This is a genomic window from Mesorhizobium sp. W067 (assembly GCF_054719525.1).
The window spans coordinates 5880514-5897428 of the sequence record NZ_JBTTII010000001.1 but is presented as its reverse complement, the minus strand read 5'-3'; the positions used below and the strand labels follow the sequence as shown (position 1 = coordinate 5897428).

14 protein-coding genes are annotated in these 16915 nt (G+C 64.9%); 5 read left to right on the top strand and 9 right to left on the bottom strand.

All coding sequences use genetic code 11. The annotated features are described in order from the left end of the window. Positions 1 to 5: 5 nt before the first annotated feature. From ACYG97_RS28605 to hisS, 4 genes are all read right to left on the bottom strand, one after another. The gene (locus tag ACYG97_RS28605; protein ID WP_023732337.1) at positions 6 to 1766 is read right to left on the bottom strand and encodes an AMP-binding protein; all 1761 of its coding nucleotides are present in this window, start codon (positions 1764 to 1766) and stop codon (positions 6 to 8) included. Between the two features lie 229 nt (positions 1767 to 1995). Continuing rightward, entirely contained in the window at positions 1996 to 2697 is a 702-nt protein-coding gene (gene hisG / locus ACYG97_RS28600) for an ATP phosphoribosyltransferase (RefSeq protein WP_023710119.1), read from the bottom strand. Next, complete coding sequence (locus ACYG97_RS28595; RefSeq protein WP_023732338.1) at positions 2694 to 3812, bottom strand: ATP phosphoribosyltransferase regulatory subunit; 1119 nt, start codon at positions 3810 to 3812, stop codon at positions 2694 to 2696. The genes hisG and ACYG97_RS28595 overlap by 4 nt, the downstream gene beginning before the upstream one ends. Positions 3813 to 3984: 172 nt before the next feature. Next, on the bottom strand, positions 3985 to 5490 hold the full coding sequence (gene hisS / locus ACYG97_RS28590) for a histidine--tRNA ligase (protein WP_023732339.1): 1506 nt from the start codon (positions 5488 to 5490) through the stop codon (positions 3985 to 3987). 203 nt (positions 5491 to 5693) lie between these two features. Here hisS and ACYG97_RS28585 point away from each other — a divergent pair, with 203 nt between their 5' ends. Further along, complete coding sequence (locus ACYG97_RS28585) at positions 5694 to 5936, top strand: hypothetical protein (RefSeq protein ID WP_023732340.1); 243 nt, start codon at positions 5694 to 5696, stop codon at positions 5934 to 5936. A 127-nt stretch (positions 5937 to 6063) separates the two neighbouring features. On the opposite strand, the gene ACYG97_RS28580 is transcribed toward ACYG97_RS28585, so the two are convergent. After that, complete coding sequence (locus ACYG97_RS28580) at positions 6064 to 6702, bottom strand: DNA-3-methyladenine glycosylase I (RefSeq protein WP_023732341.1); 639 nt, start codon at positions 6700 to 6702, stop codon at positions 6064 to 6066. Between the two features lie 209 nt (positions 6703 to 6911). Here ACYG97_RS28580 and ACYG97_RS28575 point away from each other — a divergent pair, with 209 nt between their 5' ends. After that, the gene (locus ACYG97_RS28575; RefSeq protein WP_023732342.1) at positions 6912 to 7658 is read left to right on the top strand and encodes a L,D-transpeptidase; all 747 of its coding nucleotides are present in this window, start codon (positions 6912 to 6914) and stop codon (positions 7656 to 7658) included. A gap of 270 nt (positions 7659 to 7928) precedes the next feature. Next, positions 7929 to 8849: a bifunctional 5,10-methylenetetrahydrofolate dehydrogenase/5,10-methenyltetrahydrofolate cyclohydrolase gene (locus ACYG97_RS28570; RefSeq protein ID WP_023670547.1), complete on the top strand. Its 921-nt coding sequence runs from the start codon at positions 7929 to 7931 to the stop codon at positions 8847 to 8849. A gap of 4 nt (positions 8850 to 8853) precedes the next feature. Here ACYG97_RS28570 and glcF read toward each other — a convergent pair whose 3' ends face one another. The 4 genes from glcF to ACYG97_RS28550 form a co-directional block, all read right to left on the bottom strand. Then, positions 8854 to 10179, bottom strand: a complete 1326-nt coding sequence (glcF, locus tag ACYG97_RS28565) for a glycolate oxidase subunit GlcF (RefSeq protein WP_023732343.1) — start codon at positions 10177 to 10179, stop codon at positions 8854 to 8856. 4 nt (positions 10180 to 10183) lie between these two features. Continuing rightward, positions 10184 to 11395 (bottom strand): FAD-binding protein, encoded by a 1212-nt coding sequence (locus ACYG97_RS28560; protein ID WP_023732344.1) that lies wholly within the window; start codon positions 11393 to 11395, stop codon positions 10184 to 10186. A 235-nt stretch (positions 11396 to 11630) separates the two neighbouring features. Beyond that, complete coding sequence (locus ACYG97_RS28555) at positions 11631 to 13127, bottom strand: FAD-linked oxidase C-terminal domain-containing protein (protein ID WP_023732345.1); 1497 nt, start codon at positions 13125 to 13127, stop codon at positions 11631 to 11633. Between the two features lie 265 nt (positions 13128 to 13392). Then, complete coding sequence (locus ACYG97_RS28550) at positions 13393 to 14718, bottom strand: DUF3422 family protein (RefSeq protein WP_460221620.1); 1326 nt, start codon at positions 14716 to 14718, stop codon at positions 13393 to 13395. A 205-nt stretch (positions 14719 to 14923) separates the two neighbouring features. Between ACYG97_RS28550 and ACYG97_RS28545 the strand changes: the two genes are divergently transcribed. Further along, the gene (locus tag ACYG97_RS28545) at positions 14924 to 15721 is read left to right on the top strand and encodes an FCD domain-containing protein (RefSeq protein ID WP_023695102.1); all 798 of its coding nucleotides are present in this window, start codon (positions 14924 to 14926) and stop codon (positions 15719 to 15721) included. 12 nt (positions 15722 to 15733) lie between these two features. After that, a complete protein-coding gene (locus ACYG97_RS28540) occupies positions 15734 to 16870 on the top strand; it encodes an alpha-hydroxy acid oxidase (RefSeq protein WP_023727716.1) in 1137 nt (378 codons plus the stop codon). Positions 16871 to 16915 lie beyond the last annotated feature (45 nt).

The following is a 16915-nucleotide window of genomic DNA, read 5'->3' as shown; positions in this document are numbered from 1 at the left end:
GCCCCTCAAGCCGTCTTCTGCACCACCAGCCCCAGTTCCTCCATCATCGCCTCGCGCATCAAAAACTTCTGCGGCTTGCCCGTCACCGTCATCGGCAGTTCGGTGCGGAAGCGGATGTAGCGGGGGATTTTGTAGTGGGCGATCTGGCCGGCGCAGAAATTCTTGATCTCCTGCTCGGTGGCGATCTGGTTGGGCTTCAGCACGATCCAGGCGCACAGCTCCTCGCCATATTTGGCGTCGGGAATGCCGAACACCTGCACCTCCTTGACCTTGGGATGGCGGTAGAGGAATTCCTCGACCTCTCTGGGATAGACGTTTTCGCCGCCGCGGATGACCATGTCCTTGACCCGGCCGACAATGTTGCAATAGCCCTCGGCGTCGATGGTGGCGAGATCACCGGTGTGCATCCAGCCGTCGGCGTCGATCGCCTCGCGGGTTTTTTCCGCGTCGTCCCAGTAGCCTTTCATGACGGAATAGCCGCGGGTGCACAGCTCACCCGGCGCGCCGACGGCGACGGTGGCGCCCTCGGCGTCGATGGCCTTGACCTCGACATGCGGATGGATGCGGCCGACAGTGGAGACGCGTTTTTCCAGCGGATCGTCGACGCTGCTCTGGAACGAGACCGGGCTGGTCTCGGTCATGCCGTAGGCGATGGTCACCTCTTCGATATGCATCAGCGACACCACCTTCTTCATCACCTCGATCGGGCATGGCGAGCCCGCCATGATGCCGGTGCGCAGGCTGGAGAGATCGAAGCTGGTGAAGTCGGCGTGGTCGAGCATGGCGACGAACATGGTCGGCACGCCGTAGAGGCCGGTGCAGCGTTCCTGCGCCACCGCCTTCAGCGTCGCGCCGGCGTCAAAACCCTCGCCAGGAAACACCATGGTCGCGCCCTTGGTAACGCAGCCCATCGTGCCCATCGACATGCCGAAGCAGTGGTAGAGCGGCACCGGGATGCAGAGCCGGTCGTCGACGGTGAGCTTGATCGCAGCGGTGACGAAATTGCCATTGTTGACGATGTTGGTGTGGGTCAGCGTCGCGCCCTTGGGCGCGCCCGTCGTGCCTGATGTGAACTGGATGTTGATGGCCTCGCCCGGCTTCAGCCCTTCGGAGATGCGGTCGAGGCTGTCATGCTCGTCGCGGCCGGCCATCGACAGCACATCGGCGAAATTGAACATGCCGGGCGAGTTGTCGTCGCCCATGCGAATGACGATCTTCAGCGCCGGCAATTTCTGCGCCCTGAGCTTGCCGGGGGTGGCCCTGGCCAGCTCCGGCGCCAGCGTCTCGAGCATGCCGAGATAGTCAGAGGTCTTGAAGCTGGCGGCGGTGACCAGCGCCTTGCAGCCGACCTTGTTGAGGGCATATTCCAGCTCCGTCAGCCGGTAGGCCGGGTTGATGTTGACCAAGATCAGGCCGATCCGAGCGGTGGCGAACTGGGTGACCAGCCATTCCCAGCGGTTAGGCGACCAGATGCCGACACGGTCGCCTTTTTCGAGGCCAAGCGCCAGGAAGCCGGCGGCGAGCGTATCGACCGTGTCCGACAGTTCGCTCCAGGTGAAGCGCTTGTCCTGGCCGACGAAGACGGCAGCATCCTGCGTGGCGTATTTGCTGACCGTGCCGGAGAAAAGCTGAGGGATCGTCTTGTCGAGCAGCGACGGGGTGCGCTCGCCGGAGACATGCGCCCTGCCATCGATCGGCGCGATGAACGCCCTGCCGCGCCCGCGCAGATTGGTGGCGTTCTTGAGCTCGTCGAGATTGATCGCCATCGCCGTCTCCTCCCGATGAGTGAGCCTAGCAGCCTGATGGGGTGGTGGAAAGTACAGGCGGTTTCCCTCCCCTCGAGGGGAGGGTGCCTCGCGAAGCGAGGCGGGTGGGGTCCTCGGCGAAGTGCTCGACTCCTTGGTCACGGTCGACCCGGCTTGGGTCGTCTCGCGTCGAGCACTGCCGGAGCGACCCCACCCGTCCATCCGCCTTTGGCGGCTGTCCACCCTCCCCTCAAGGGGGAGGGAGCGCGCTCATCTTCGCGGCTATTTCCCGCACTAGCGCCTCATCCGCCGGCGCACGATCTTTCCGGGCAGCCACCAGGCAAGCCTGCGACTCCAGCACAACCCCATCGGCCAGCACCTTGAGATGGTTGGCGCGTAGGGTCGAGCCGGTGGTGGTGATGTCGACGATGACATCGGCGAGGCCGGCGGCCGGTGCGCCTTCGGTGGCGCCGAGGCTTTCGACGATGCGGTAGACCTGGATGCCGTGCTTTTGCGAGAAGAACTGCTGCGTGAGCCGCCAGTATTTGGTTGCGATCCTCAGTCGCCTGCCGTGGCGCTGGCGGAAATCGGCGGCGACATCGTCGAGATCGGCCATAGTATCGACGTCGAGCCAGATGCCGGGCACCGCGACCACGACATCGGCATGGCCGAAGCCGAGGCGAGCGACGATTTCGGCGCGCGCCTCCCAGTCGGCGAGGTTTTCGCGCAGCAGATCCTCGCCGGTAATGCCGAGGTCGACCGAACCTTGCCCAATCTCGCCGGCGATTTCGGACGCCGACAGGAACGCCACCTCGATGCCCTCGGCGCCGTCGATGCGGGCGCGGTACTGGCGCTCATCGCCGGGCAGGCTGACGGCAAGCCCGGCCCTGGCCAGTACCTCCAAGGCCTGCTCCTTGAGCCGGCCTTTCGATGGGATCGCCAGCGTGATCATTGCGGCTCTCCCCGCAGCGCTTCGATGCGGTCGAGCCAGACAGAGAAGCCGACGCCGGGGATCGGCGTCTTGGCGCCGAGCAGGGTCAGCAGCCGGTCGTAGCGACCGCCGCCGGCCAGCGGCCGCTCGCCACCAAGTGCTGCGATCTCGAAGACGATGCCGGTGTAGTAATCCAGCGGACGGCCGAAGGCAGCGTCGTAGCGGATCGTCTTTGCAGGCAGGCCATGTGCCTCGATGGCTTTGGCGCGGGCGGCGAATTTTTCCAGCGCCGCGCCCAGCGAAAGCCCGGCAGAGGCCGCAAAACTTTCGAGCGCAGCACTCGAGCCGTCGAGCGGCACGTCGATGGCGAGAAAATCCCTGAGCGCCGCAAACGCTTCGTTCGACAACCGCACGCTGCGCAGTTCGGCCTTTTCGATCAGCCGCCGGGCAATGTCGGCGGGCGCGCGTCCGCCGGATGCCAGCAGGCCGGCCTCTTCCATGCCGCCGGCAATGTGGGCGGAAAGCGCTTCGAAATCGCCATTGAGGACAAGGGCCGCGACTTCGCCGTCAAGCTGACCGTTGCGTGGCGGGTTGGCGAGATCGGACAACGCTGCCTGCAGCATCGGCGCCGAACCGAAGGCACGCGCAAGTCGCATGCGCCAGCCGCGCGGCAGGCCGAGGGCCGCTAGCACCGCCTCGAAGATGGTCTGGTCGCCGAGCGTGATCGCAAGAGGTTGCGCCGGCAGCACCAGCTGCAGCAGCGCATGCGCATCGGCCAGCGAACGCGCATCGGCCTTGGCCGTATCGCGGTCGCCGAGATCCTCGATGCCGGCTTGGAAAAACTCGTTGCCGCCCTCGCGGCGCTGGCGGAACACTTCGCCGAGATAGCAATAGCGGCGCGGCGTGCCGGCCTGCGAGGCGATGTGGTCGAGGCAGACGGGGATGGTGAATTCGGGCCGCAGACACAGCGTCTTGCCGGTCTCGCTTTCGGTGAGAAAGATGCGGCGGCGCAGATCCTCGCCGGCCATATCGAGGAATGGGTCGGCCGGCTGCAGCACCGCGACCTCGACCGCATGGGTGTTGCGGGTGGCGAAGAGCTTGGTGATTTCCGTCGCGATTGCGGGGCGGGAGGTCATGGGCGGCGCGAGGCACCCCCCTCTGGCCTGCCGGCCATCTCCCCCTCAAGGGGGGAGATTGGCAGCTTGCGGCGCAGCGCCTCTTCTTCACCGGCGGAGATTGGCGAAAGCCTACGCAACATCCAATCTCCCCCCTTGAGGGGGAGATGGCCGGCAGGCCAGAGGGGGGCGTTCAAGCGCCACCCTTCGCACGGTCAGCGGCCTGCGCAGCCAAAATTTTCTTCACCTCGGCGACCAGCTCAGCCTCCGGCACCGTGACCTGTGCCGGTCTTGCGGCGCGCCATTCGGCGTTGTCGGTGATCTCAGCCGACATCCGCGCGCCTTCGATCAGATCCTTGATCTGCAGTTCGCCCTTGGCGCGCTCGTCGCCGCCCTGGATAACGGCGACCGGGCTGCCGCGGCGGTCGGCATATTTCAGCTGCGCCTTCATGCCGGCGCCGCCGAGATACATTTCGGAGCGGATGCCGGCCGCGCGCAGATCGGCCACCATCTTCTGGTAGCGACCGAGGCTTTCCGTATCCTTGTCCATCACCAGCACGACGACCGGCGCGATGACATCGGTGGTGTCCAGCTTGCCGAGGTTCTTCAGCGCCGTCATCAGGCGGGAGACGCCGATCGAAAAGCCGGTCGCCGGCACCGGCTCGCCACGGAAGCGCGAGACCAGCCCGTCATAGCGGCCGCCACCACCGACCGAACCGAAGCGCACGATCTGGCCGTCTTCGTTGGGGATTTCGGCCAGAAGCTCGGCCTCGAAAACCGGGCCGGTGTAGTATTCGAGGCCACGCACGACGGAGCGGTCCATGGCGATGCGATCTTCGCCATATCCGGCCGCCCTGACCAGGGCTTCAATCGTCGCGAGCTCGCCGACGCCTTCTTGGTAAGTCGGGTTCGAGCTCACTATGGAAACCTGGTCGACCTGTGCGTTCCTTGCCGTGGCGAGGAGAACTGCTTCAGCTTGCCCGTCGTCCAAACCAGCGCCCTTGGCGAAGTCGCCCTCGCCTTCCTTGCCGCCATCCCATCGGCCCGGCCCAAGCAGAAGCTTCACGCCTTCCGGCCCGAGCTTGTCCAGCTTGTCGATGGCGCGCAGCACGGTCAGCCGGCGGCCGGCATTGTTGTCACCGCCAAGGCCGATCGCCTCCAGCACGCCATCCAGCACCTTGCGGTTGTTGACCCGGATGACGTAGTCGCCACGCTTGATGCCAAGCGCTTCCATCACGTCGGCCATCATCATGGCCATCTCGGCGTCGGCTGCGACGCCCGGCGTACCGATCGTGTCGGCGTCGAACTGCATGAACTGGCGGAAGCGGCCCGGGCCGGGCTTTTCGTTGCGGAACACCCAGCCGGAGCGGTAGCTGCGATAGGGTTTCGGCAGCTTCTCAAAATTCTCGGCGACGAAACGCGCCGTCGGCGCAGTCAAATCATAGCGCAGCGACAGCCACTGCTCATCATCGTCCTGGAACGAGAAAACGCCTTCGTTCGGCCGGTCCTGGTCGGGCAGGAATTTGCCGAGCGCATCGGTGTACTCGATCAGCGGCTGGTCGGCCGGCTCGAAACCGTAGAGCTCATAGACCGAACGGATCGTGGCCATCATCTTCTCGACGGCGCGGATGTCTTCAGCGCTGCGGTCGGCAAAGCCGCGCGGCAGCCGCGCTTTCGTCTTTTCCGATTTGTCGGCCATAGGATGGGTCTTTTCGCTTAGTAATCGATGACTTGTTTGGAGTGGGCGTGTCCTAACCGAAGCGGCTTTGTGCGGCAAGGGTTTGCGCTTTTTCCTTCTCCTCCGAAACAAAACGCACCAAAAGGAAACAATTCCGCCATCGGCGCGGCATCGTGCCGACACAATCAGAGCCGATAAGCGCGCCGAAACAAAGGGTTGGGGCCATGACTGCGGCACACAAGTTCGACATCAGAGACGACGGCTTGCATGAAGTTCGACTGCGGCCGGCCGAGAACCGTGCGCCGGTGACGGCGAGCCTCGGTCCGTTCGAGGTCACCGCCGACGAGCGCAAGCGTTCCACCATGCGCGAGGCGCTGATGACAGGATTGCTGGTGATTTATCCGACCTTTGCGGCACTGGCGGCGATTGTCGCGGGATTGTTCCTGACTGGCGCAAGTGGGACGTGAGCTCCTTACCCTCCCCCTTGTGGGGAGGGTCGACGCGTAGCGTCGGGGTGGGGGTGCAGCGCCAAGATACCCCCACCCGCGCCTTCGGCGCGACCTCCCCACAAGGGGGAGGTAGGGGGACAGCGCCCTACTTCGGCCTCTTAAAGGCCTTGCGTTCCTTCTCCACCTGCTCCCGGCACACGCAGCCTTCGAGATGGTCGTTGACCAGACCCATCGCCTGCATGAAGGCGTAGATCGTCGTCGGGCCGACAAAGGTCCAGCCGCGCTTTTTCAACTCCTTCGAAATCCTGATCGAGACCCCTGTCGTCGGGTTGGCGCGTAGATGCGCCATGTCCACCACCGCCGGCCGCTCCTTCGGCCCCGGCTCGAACTTCCAGAACCAGGCGGCCAGCGAGCCGAACTCGTCGACCATTTCGCACGCCCGTTTGGCGTTGTTGATGGTCGAGACGATCTTGCCGCGGTGGCGGATGATGCCGGCATTGGCGACCAGGCGCTCGACATCCTCGTCGGTGAAGGCAGCGACCTTGTCGAAGTCGAAACCGGCGAAGGCCTCGCGGAAATTCTCGCGCTTGCGCAGAATGGTCAGCCAGGACAGGCCGGACTGAAAGCCTTCGAGGCAGATCTTTTCGAACAGCCTGCGGTCGTCGGCGACCGGCCGGCCCCATTCATGGTCGTGGTAGTGCAGATAGTCCAGCAGATTGCCGTGCCAGAAGCAGCGCGTGATCCCGTCGGAGCCGGTAAGCAGTCCGGTGTTGTCTTGCGCCATGGCCAATCCATCCGTTAACGCGCTTTCGCGCTGCATTTACCGCGGCTTTACCAGATTCCTGAACCCGGCGGTAACCACACCAAAAGGTTTACTGACAAAGCGGCATTTTACGCATTCCGATTCATGTTTCGGTTGCCGCTTCGCGCCAAGGATCGCGCAACCGGGGGCAAGTTCCGCCTCCGTCCGTTCGACGATCAAGGTGCGTTCTGATGAAGATCTTTTTGCGTTCCGTGCTCGGCGCCGTGGCCATTCTGGCCGCCGGCGTCACCTCCTCTGCCGCCAACGACCGCTATGCCGACAGGCCGCCGGTGATGGTGAGCCCCGACCTTTCCGCACCCTGGGTGCTGCAGCTTGGCCGCGCGCCTGGCATCGTGCGGCAGAGCCGCCAGTTCGTGCAGCAGCAGCCACGCCTTCGCTATGCGCAGCCAGCGCGACCCGATCGGGTGCGCACTGCTTCCGTGCAGGCGCCGGCCAAGCGCGTGGTGATGCGGCCGCAGATCAATCAGCTCTACCTGCCGCAGGAAGTCGCCTATGACGGCCCGCAGAAGCCGGGCACGATCGTCATCGATACGACGCAGAACTTCCTGTTCCTGGTCGAGAAGAACGGCAAGGCGCGGCGCTATGGCGTCGGCACCGGCAAGCCTGGGTTCGAATGGTCTGGCACGCACAAGATCACCAACAAGCGCGTCTGGCCGGACTGGCGCCCGCCAGCGGAGATGATCAAGCGCGAGGCTGCCAAGGGCCGCTACCTCCCGACCTATCTGGCCGGTGGCGAAGAGAATCCGCTCGGCGCCCGCGCGCTCTATCTCGGCACGACGGAATACCGCATCCACGGCACCAACCAGCCATGGACCATCGGCGGCTCGGTATCTTCCGGCTGTATCCGCATGCGCAACGAGGACGTGGTTGACCTTTACGAGAGGGTCAATGTTGGAACGACCGTGGTCGTGATATAGTCGGCTACCGAATCATCTGGTCAGAAGGCTAGACCTTCAGGGATCGGGAAGAGTTTACGGGGGACGGGCCGTGTGGGGATGCGGCCCGTCAGAAAAGGGCAGCCTGGGAAACCGTGCTGCCCTTTCTCTTTGCGGCGGTAGCTGAGCCAGGCTGCGCCAGAACGTCGCGCCAGGGGGATGACGGTTCGCTTTCACGCTGCCTTGCCGCATTTCCCCTGCTATAGGGACGGCCAAACTCCCCTGCGCCAAACTCGCTGCAAAGGTTCAGCCATGTCTCCGCCAGACGATAGCCGCTATCTCCGGGGCGGTCCGGTCGCCCAGCGCATCATGGCATCCGTGCGCGAGGATGCCGCCATCGCCACCGCCGAAGGTTTTCCGCCCAAGCTGGTGTCGATCACCGTCGGCGATACCGCTGCCGTCGATGTCTATGTGCGCAACCAGCGCGCCAAAGCCGCGCTTGCCGGCATCGGTTTCGAGGAGCGGCGGTTCCCCGCCGACATCAGCGCCGGCGAACTCGAGGCGGCGATCCATGGCCTGAACGCCGACCCGCGCGTCACCGGCATCATCATCCAGCGGCCGGTGCCGGCGCATATCCCGATCAAGACGCTGCAAGCGGCGGTGCATCCACTGAAGGACGTCGAGGGCATGCATCCGGCGTCGATCGGCAATATCGTCTACAATCAGCTCGACCTCGCGCCTTGCACGGCTGCGGCCTCGGTCGAGCTGCTCAAGGAAACCGGCCTCGACCTCAAGGGGCTCGAAGTCGTCGTCGTCGGCCATTCCGAGATCGTCGGCAAGCCGATTGCCTTCCTGCTGATGAGCGAAGGCGCGACGGTGACGGTGTGCCATCACATGACGCGCTCGGTGGCGGCACATGCGCGCCGCGCCGATGCGCTGTTCGTCGCCGTCGGCAAGCCGCGGCTGATCAAGGCCGACATGGTGAAGCCCGGTGCGGCCGTCATCGACATCGGCATCAATTCCGAGATCGGCCCGGACGGCACGAGCCGCATCGTCGGCGACGTCGACACCGAGAGCGTGAAGGAAGTCGCGTCCTGGATCACGCCGGTGCCGGGCGGCGTCGGCCCGATCACTGTGGCGATCCTCTTGCGCAACACAATGGTCGCGCTCAGCCGCCAGCGCGCGCGCTACCAGGCGACGTATGGCGTGGTGGACCGGCTGGCAGCGGAATAGCTGCTTACTCGGCGGCGACCAGGTTTCCTTCGGAGACGCCCTCCGGCTTCGGACCACCATAGGCCCAGTCGAGCAGCTTGATCGTGTGCACCACCGGCAGCTTTGCAGCCGAAGCGATCTGGGTGATGCAGCCGATATTGCCTGTGGCAACGATCTCCGCGCCGGTGGCCTCGATGTTTTTCACCTTTCGGTCGCGCAGCTTCTCCGAAATCTCCGGCTGCAGGATGTTGTAGGTGCCGGCCGAGCCGCAGCACAGATGGCCCTCGCGCGGCTCGCGCACGACGAAGCCGGCCTTGGCCAGCAACTCCTTCGGCTGGCGGGTGATCTTCTGGCCGTGCTGCATCGAACAGGCGGAGTGGTAGGCAACGACCGTGCCGGGCTTGCGCACCGGCTCCGGCAGGTCGAGGCTTGCGAGATATTCGGTGATGTCCCTGGCCAGCGCCGAGACCTTTGCAGCCTTGTCGGCATAGGCGGGATCGAGGCGCAGCATGAAGCCATAGTCCTTGATGGTGGTGCCGCAGCCGGACGCGGTGATGACGATGGCATCGAGCCCACCCTGGTCGATGGCGCGTGTCCAGGCATCGACATTCTGCCGGGCCGAGGCAAGGGCTGCTGCCTCGCGGCCCATATGATGGACCAGCGCGCCGCAGCAGGCCTCGCCCTCAGGCACCACGACCTCGACGCCGAGCCTGGTCAGCAATGCAATCGTCGTCTCGTTGATGGCGGGATCGAGCACCGATTGGGCGCAGCCGGTGAGGATGGCGACGCGGCCCTTTTTCGCTCCCTGCCCGGCATGGACGCCAGGAGAGGCCATTGGCGAGGCGGCGGGAATAGAGGCCGGCGCCAGCTTCAGCATAGCACCGAGCGGCTTCAAGGCTGGGACCTTTTCGAACAGGCCGATGAACGGCTTGCCCAATCTCGCCAGCTTCAGCGCGGCGCGAAAGCGCGCGGGGTAAGGCAGCACTAGGGCCAGCAGGGCGCGGGTCAGCCGGTCGAGCAGCGGCCGCCTGTAAGTCTCCTCGATATGGGCGCGGGCATGGTCGACCAGATGCATGTAGTTGACGCCCGACGGGCAGGTCGTCATGCAGGCGAGGCAGGACAGGCAGCGGTCGATATGGGTGACGATCTCCTTGTCGGCGGGACGGCCGTTCTCCAGCATATCCTTGATCAGGTAGATGCGCCCGCGCGGTGAATCCAGCTCGTTGCCGAGTGTGACATAGGTCGGGCAGGTGGCGGTGCAGAAGCCGCAATGCACGCATTTGCGCAGGATCTTCTCCGATTCCGCGACATGCGGATCGGCGAGCTGGGCAAGGGAGAAATTGGTCTGCATCGCGTTAGCCCTGGGCCATGCGGCCGGGATTGAGGATGGCCTTGGGATCGAACTCGGCCTTGAGCCTAGCCGACAGGGCGGCCAGATGCGGCGCCTGTGGCTCGAACACCGGCACGGCGGCGCGATGCGCGGGCGCGGCGCGCACCAGCGTCGCGTGGCCGCCGCCATGTTTTCTGATCAGCCCGCGCAGCAGGGCGGCCTCGGGATCGCCCTCCTCCATGCGCAGCCAGACCAGCCCACCCTGCCAGTCGTAAAAGGCGCTGACGCCGATCTGCATGCGCAGCGTCAGTACCATCTGGTGGGCCTGGGACGGCGCCATCGAAACGCGCCAGACCGGCTTTTCACTGCCGTCGGCGAAGGGAGCGCAATCCCTGATATCACGCCAAAGGGCATGCGAGGCCTCGCCGGCAATGTCCTGCAACGGGCCGGCATTTTTCAGCAGGGTTTTCAGTGCCTCGATGCGATAGGCGACCGAAGGGCCGAACCCTTCGACGCGCAGCAGCGTCGCGGCGTCAGTGCCGAGCGCGCCGTCGGCGACACGCGCGGCGATCCGCTCCGGCAGATGCGCGGCGCTCGACACTTCGGCGCTGGAGCCGAGCGCCAGCGCCATGGCGGCGGCCGCCGCATCGTCGAGCAGGCCACGCACGGCAAGCGTGACCTCGGTCTCGGCCGCCGGCAACACCTTGAAGGTGACGTCGGTGAACACGGCCAGCGTCCCCCAGCTGTTGGCCATCAGCTTCGACAGGTCGTAGCCGGTGACATTCTTGACGACGCGGCCGCCGGACTTGAAAGCCTCGCCGCGGCCGGCAACGGCGTTGATGCCGAGGATGTGGTCGCGCGCGGCGCCCGCCTTCAGCCGGCGCGGGCCGGACAGGTTCGCGGCAAGCACACCGCCGATCGTGCCTCTTCCCTTGATGCCGCCGAACAATGGGCCGTAGTCCATCGGCTCGAAAGCAAGTTGCTGGCCGTTTTCGGCGAGCAGGCTTTCTATATCGGAAAGCGGTGTGCCGGCCTTCGCCGACAGCACCAGTTCGGCCGGCTCGTAGAGCGTGACGCCGGTGAGTTTTGAGAGATCGAGCGTGTGCTCGGTTTGCGATGGCCGACCGATGCCGCGCTTGGAGCCGTGGCCGATGGTCTCCAGCGGCGATTCCTCCGCAGCCGCCCATTGGACGGTGGAGAGGACTTCGGTGGACGAGGTGGGAGTGAAGGTGGTCATGGCGACGCGCCGCTTGCGAGTGCAGAGACGTCGAGTTCCTTCGTGCCCCCCTCTGTCCTGCCGGACATCTCCCCCACTTGGGGGGAGATTAGCAGCTTTGGCGACCGCGCCTCTCTAGCAACGTCGAAGATTGGCGAAGGCAGAGATGACTGGTGATCTCCCCCCTTGTGGGGGAGATGTCCGGCAGGACAGAGGGGGGCGCGAAGGATCGCCGACGTGAGACATTCCGCCCCCATCAAAACCTCGGAATATCCGGAAACGCCACCTGCCCGCGATGCACATGCATGCGTCCAAGCTCCGCGCAGCGGCGCAGTTGCGGGAACACTTTTCCCGGGTTGAGCAGATGGTTGGGATCGAAGGCGCATTTGACGCGCATTTGTTGGTCGAGGTCGATCTGGTTGAACATCTCCGGCATCAAATCGCGCTTCTCGACGCCGACGCCGTGCTCGCCGGTCAAGACGCCGCCGACCTTGACGCAGAGCCGCAAGATGTCGGCGCCAAAACTTTCCGCCTTGTCGAGTTCGCCCGGCACGTTGGCGTCATAGAGGATCAGCGGATGCAGATTGCCGTCGCCGGCGTGGAAGACATTGGCGACGCCGAGGCCGTATTTCTCCGACAGTTCGCGCATGCCGGCGAGCACACGCGGCAATTCCTTGCGCGGGATGGTGCCATCCATGCAGTAATAGTCGGGCGAGATGCGGCCGACCGCCGGGAAGGCCGCCTTGCGGCCGGCCCAGAAACTCAGCCGCTCCTGTTCGGATTGCGAGATGCGACAGGTGGTGGAGCCGTTCCTATAGGCGATCGCTTCGACGAGACCGATCAGGTGATCGACCTCGACGCCCGGCCCGTCGAGTTCGACGATCAGCAGCGCCTCGACATCAAGGGGGTAGCCGGCATGGACGAAATCTTCCGCGGCATGGATCGCCGGCCGGTCCATCATCTCCATGCCGCCAGGGATAATGCCGGCGCCGATGATGTCGGCGACGCATTGGCCGCCCTGCTCGCTGGTCGGAAAGCCGATCAGCAGAGCGCGGGCCGTCTCCGGCTTTTTCAGGATGCGCACGGTGACCTCGGTGACGACGCCGAGCAGGCCTTCGGACCCCGTCATGACGCCGAGGAGATCATAGCCTTCCGAGTCCAGATGATTGCCGCCAAGCCGCACCACCTCGCCGTTCATCAGCACCATCTCAATGCCCAGCACATTGTTGGCGGTCAGGCCGTATTTCAGGCAGTGCACGCCGCCGGAATTTTCAGCGACATTGCCGCCGATCGAGCAGGCGATCTGGGAGGATGGATCGGGCGCATAGTAGAAGCCCTCCTGCTCGACGGCGGTGGTGATGCCGAGATTGGTGACGCCGGGCTGAGCGACGACGACGCGATCGGGATAGTCGATGGCAAGGATGCGGTTGAAGCGGCTCATGACCAGCAGCACGGCATCCTCGAGCGGCAACGCGCCGCCGGAGAGCGAGGTGCCGGAGCCGCGCGGCACGACACGGATGTTGCGGTCGTTGCAGTATTTCAGCACCCGCGACACCTGCGCCACCGTTTCCGGCAGCACCACGACCAGCGGCAATTGCCGGTAGGCGGTGAGACCGTCGCTTTCGAAGGCGCGCATTTCGTTGGTGGCGTCGACGACGCCCTCGCCCGGCACGATGATGCGCATATCGGCGACGATCTCTGCGCGCCTTCGCATCGTGGCGTCGTCTGGCTTGGGCATGACAAGGCCGGACATTGGCGGCGTCCTCCGCTTGGCTGGTAAAAATCTTTTACCAGTTACATCCGGATGTTGCAAACACCGCGTCGGGCAAAGAGCGTACTGCCAGCCTTCCGCAGCGGCAATCTGCCGCTATGGATCTTAACCCTCCCCCTTGTGGGGAGGGTCGCGAACGCAGTGAGCGGGGTGGGGGTCCGCGCGACGAAAGCTCTTTACGAGCACCCTCACCCCGATCCGCTATGCGGATCGACCCTCCCCACAAGGGGGAGGGTAAAGTGCGCTCCTACTCCCCCGGATGTTTCGCCGGCTCGGAGTGCATCCGCCTGACTCGCCGCACGCCCCACCAGACCAGCACGATGGCGACCGGCACCGCCGCGGCAGTGACGATTTCGGGTGCAAAGGCATGGCCGAAGATCGATGCGCCCTTGGCGAGATAGGAGATCAGGCCGACGACATAGTAGGACACTGCTGCCACCGACAGGCCTTCCACCGTCTGCTGCAACCGCAGTTGCAGCCGGGCGCGGTTGTTCATCGACGCCAGCAGATCGCGGTTCTGCTTCTCGACCTCGACATCGACCCAGGTGCGCAGCAGCGTGGTGGCGCGGGTCAGTTTTCGCGACAGGTTGGCCTGGCGCTCCTCGACCGAACGGCAGGTGCGCATGGCGGGTGCCACCCGCCGCTGCAGGAAGCCGCCCCAAGTCTCGTAGCCGGGCACGGCTTCTTCGTCCAGCGCTTCCAGCCGCTCGACAACGATGCCGTCATAGGCGCGGCTGGCGCCGAAGCGATAGAGGCTGGAGGCGGCATCAGCCTCGAGTTCAGCGGCAAGCTCGGTCAGGTCGGCGAGCAGCGTCTGGCTGTCGCGGGTTTCAGCGGCCTTCATTTCCAGCGTGGTCTGCGCCAGCCGGTCCTCGATGCGGCGGGCGCGGCCCGACAGCGTCAGCGCCAGCGGCAGGCCGAGCATGGCAAGCGTGCGATACGTCTCGACGTCGATCAGCCGCTGCGACAGCGCGCCGGTCCGCGCCGGCGTCAGGCCGCGATCAAGCACCAGGATGCGGGTCAGGCCGTCGCCGTCCTGGCGGAAATCGGTGACTATGGCCGCATTGCCGCGCTCGACCAGCGAATAGCAGAGGCTCGTCGGGTCGAAGGCCGCAATCAGCTTCTCGCTTGCCGGCGTCCATTTGCGGATCTCCAGCCTTATACCTGAGATCACCGTTCCCGGCGGCGAGAAGCCGTTGCCGAAAGGAGAGTCTTCTTGCGCCGCCCTGCTGCTTTCGGCCAGCGGCCCTTCCCACAGATAGGTTGAAAATTCCGTATGCCGCTCCCAGCGCAGCGTACCCTTGCCCCACTTCATGGCGTGGTGGCGGGCATGACGGTCGGGCGCCGCGATGCCGAGGCGCCGCGACAGTTCGGAGAGCACGGCCATGTCGACGCCGGAGCCGCCCTCGGTCATGAAGGCGAGTTGCACAAGCACGCGCGGCTTCTCGATCAGCGGATGCGGCCGGGCATGGACCTCGCCGATCGCGCCGGGCCGTCCCTCATGCGCGGGAAAGCCCATCACGCTGCCCTGGGCGCGCGGCTGGAATTCGAGGTTGGACGTCTCGTCCGACACGGTGGTCCCCCTGTTCTCGACCCTTCGTGTGATGGCGTCCTCTAAAGGCAATCCATGAGGCGCGTAAACACCAAAGTCTAGCATCGTAGGTCCTGCCGGCGCGACGCGCAGACCGACCCGATTGGGCGAATTGGATAAATAATTTGACCAGTTGGCGAGGCTGGCTTTATCTTGCGCGACACCGGTTCAATTTCCCAGGCCCCCGTTGAGCGATATTTTCTCCAGGATCGAGCATTCGCGCACCGCCGACGAGGTGGTGCAGCAGATCGAAAGCCTGATCCTTGAAGGCGTGCTGCGCACCGGCGACCGGCTGCCGGGCGAGCGCGAGCTGGCGCGCCAGTTCGACGTGTCGCGGCCGATCCTGCGCGATGCGCTGAAGGCGCTGGAAGGGCGCGGGCTGCTGATCACCAAGGCCGGCGGCGGCACCCATGTCGCCGACGTCATCGGCCAGTTGTTCACCAAGCCGGTGACCGACCTTATCTCGATGCACCGCAAGGCGGTGACCGACTATCTGGAATACCGCCGCGAGATCGAAGGCGTGGCGGCCGAATATGCGGCGCGGCGCGCGACAGCGGACGACATTGCGCTGCTCGACCGCATCATGGCGCGCATGGACGAGGCGCACCGCACCGGCGATTTCGACGACGAGGCGGAAATCGACGTCGAGTTCCACCATGCTGTGTGCGAATGCGCGCACAACATCATCCTCTTGCACACGCTGCGCTCCTGCTACCGGCTGCTGTCTGAAGGCGTGTTCCAGAACCGGCTTCTGGTGTTCAGCGTGCCCGGAGCGCGCGAGGCGCTGCTGGCCCAGCACGGCGCGATCTACAAAGCCGTGAAGGCCGGCGATCCCTCAGCTGCCCGCCAAGCGGCGATGGACCATATCTCCTATGTCGAGCGCTCGATGCTCGAGGCCGAACGCAGCGGCGACTGGCAGCGCGTGTCGCGGCTCAGGCTTAAGCAGCGCTCCGACGCCGACGACGGCTTCAAGACGACTGGCTAACGAGGAACCACCATGAGCGACATCCTCACCATTGCCGATCTCAAGGACCTGGCGCGCCGGCGGGTGCCGAAGATGTTCTTCGACTATGCCGATTCCGGCGCCTGGACCGAAAGCACCTACCGCGCCAACGAAGAGGACTTCCAGAAGATAAAATTCCGTCAGCGCGTACTGGTCGACATGAGCAACCGCTCGCTGGAATCGACCATGATCGGCGAGAAAGTGGCGATGCCGGTGGCGCTTGCCCCAACTGGAATGACCGGCATGCAGCATGCCGATGGCGAGATGCTGGCCGCGCAGGCGGCAGAGGAATTCGGCGTGCCGTTCACGCTGTCGACGATGAGCATCTGCTCGATCGAGGATGTCGCGTCGGTGACCAAGAAGCCGTTCTGGTTCCAGCTCTACGTGCTTCGCGACAAGGATTTCGTGCTCGACCTGATCGACAGGGCGAAGGCTGCAAAATGCTCGGCGCTGGTGTTGACGCTCGACCTGCAGATCTTGGGGCAGCGCCACAAGGATGTCCGCAACGGGCTGTCGGCGCCGCCCAAGATGACGCTGGCCAACATTGCCAACATCGCCATGCGGCCACGCTGGCTGATGGGCATTGCCGGCACCAAGCGCCGCACCTTCCGCAACATTGTCGGCCATGCCAAGGGCGTCGGCGACGTCGCTTCGCTGGCATCGTGGACGACGGAGCAGTTCGACCCGCACCTGTCGTGGAAGGACGTCGCCTGGATCAAGGAGCGCTGGGGCGGCAAGCTGATCCTGAAAGGTATTCTCGACAAAGAGGACGCGCTGATGGCGGTCGAGACCGGCGCCGACGCCATCATCGTTTCCAACCATGGCGGGCGCCAGCTCGACGGCGCATCGTCGTCAATCATGGCGCTGGAGGAGATCGCCGATGCCGTCGGCGACAGGATCGAGGTGCATATGGACGGCGGCATCCGCTCGGGCCAGGACGTGCTGAAGGCGCTTTGCCTCGGCGCCAAGGGCACCTATATCGGCCGCCCGTTCCTGTACGGGTTGGGCGCCATGGGCAAGCAAGGCGTGACCCTGGCGCTGGACATCATCCGCAAGGAGATGGACATCACGCTGGCACTGTGCGGCAAACGGCTGGTGACCGAGATGGGCAAGGACCAGTTGCGGCGATAGGGTCTTGTTCACCGATTAGACCCTAGCCTCGCTGGATCACGGAGA

Bases quoted from the DNA above. Each gene is read 5' to 3' on its own strand.
- ACYG97_RS28585 (WP_023732340.1), top strand. From the start codon at position 5,694: ATGACTGCGGCACACAAGTTCGACATCAGAGACGACGGCTTGCATGAA.
- ACYG97_RS28560 (WP_023732344.1), bottom strand. From the start codon at position 11,395: ATGACCACCTTCACTCCCACCTCGTCCACCGAAGTCCTCTCCACCGTC.
- hisG (WP_023710119.1), bottom strand. From the start codon at position 2,697: ATGATCACGCTGGCGATCCCATCGAAAGGCCGGCTCAAGGAGCAGGCC.
- glcF (WP_023732343.1), bottom strand. From the start codon at position 10,179: ATGCAGACCAATTTCTCCCTTGCCCAGCTCGCCGATCCGCATGTCGCG.
- hisS (WP_023732339.1), bottom strand. From the start codon at position 5,490: ATGGCCGACAAATCGGAAAAGACGAAAGCGCGGCTGCCGCGCGGCTTT.
- ACYG97_RS28540 (WP_023727716.1), top strand. From the start codon at position 15,734: ATGAGCGACATCCTCACCATTGCCGATCTCAAGGACCTGGCGCGCCGG.
- ACYG97_RS28580 (WP_023732341.1), bottom strand. From the start codon at position 6,702: ATGGCGCAAGACAACACCGGACTGCTTACCGGCTCCGACGGGATCACG.
- ACYG97_RS28605 (WP_023732337.1), bottom strand. From the start codon at position 1,766: ATGGCGATCAATCTCGACGAGCTCAAGAACGCCACCAATCTGCGCGGG.
- ACYG97_RS28570 (WP_023670547.1), top strand. From the start codon at position 7,929: ATGTCTCCGCCAGACGATAGCCGCTATCTCCGGGGCGGTCCGGTCGCC.
- ACYG97_RS28575 (WP_023732342.1), top strand. From the start codon at position 6,912: ATGAAGATCTTTTTGCGTTCCGTGCTCGGCGCCGTGGCCATTCTGGCC.
- ACYG97_RS28555 (WP_023732345.1), bottom strand. From the start codon at position 13,127: ATGTCCGGCCTTGTCATGCCCAAGCCAGACGACGCCACGATGCGAAGG.
- ACYG97_RS28595 (WP_023732338.1), bottom strand. From the start codon at position 3,812: ATGACCTCCCGCCCCGCAATCGCGACGGAAATCACCAAGCTCTTCGCC.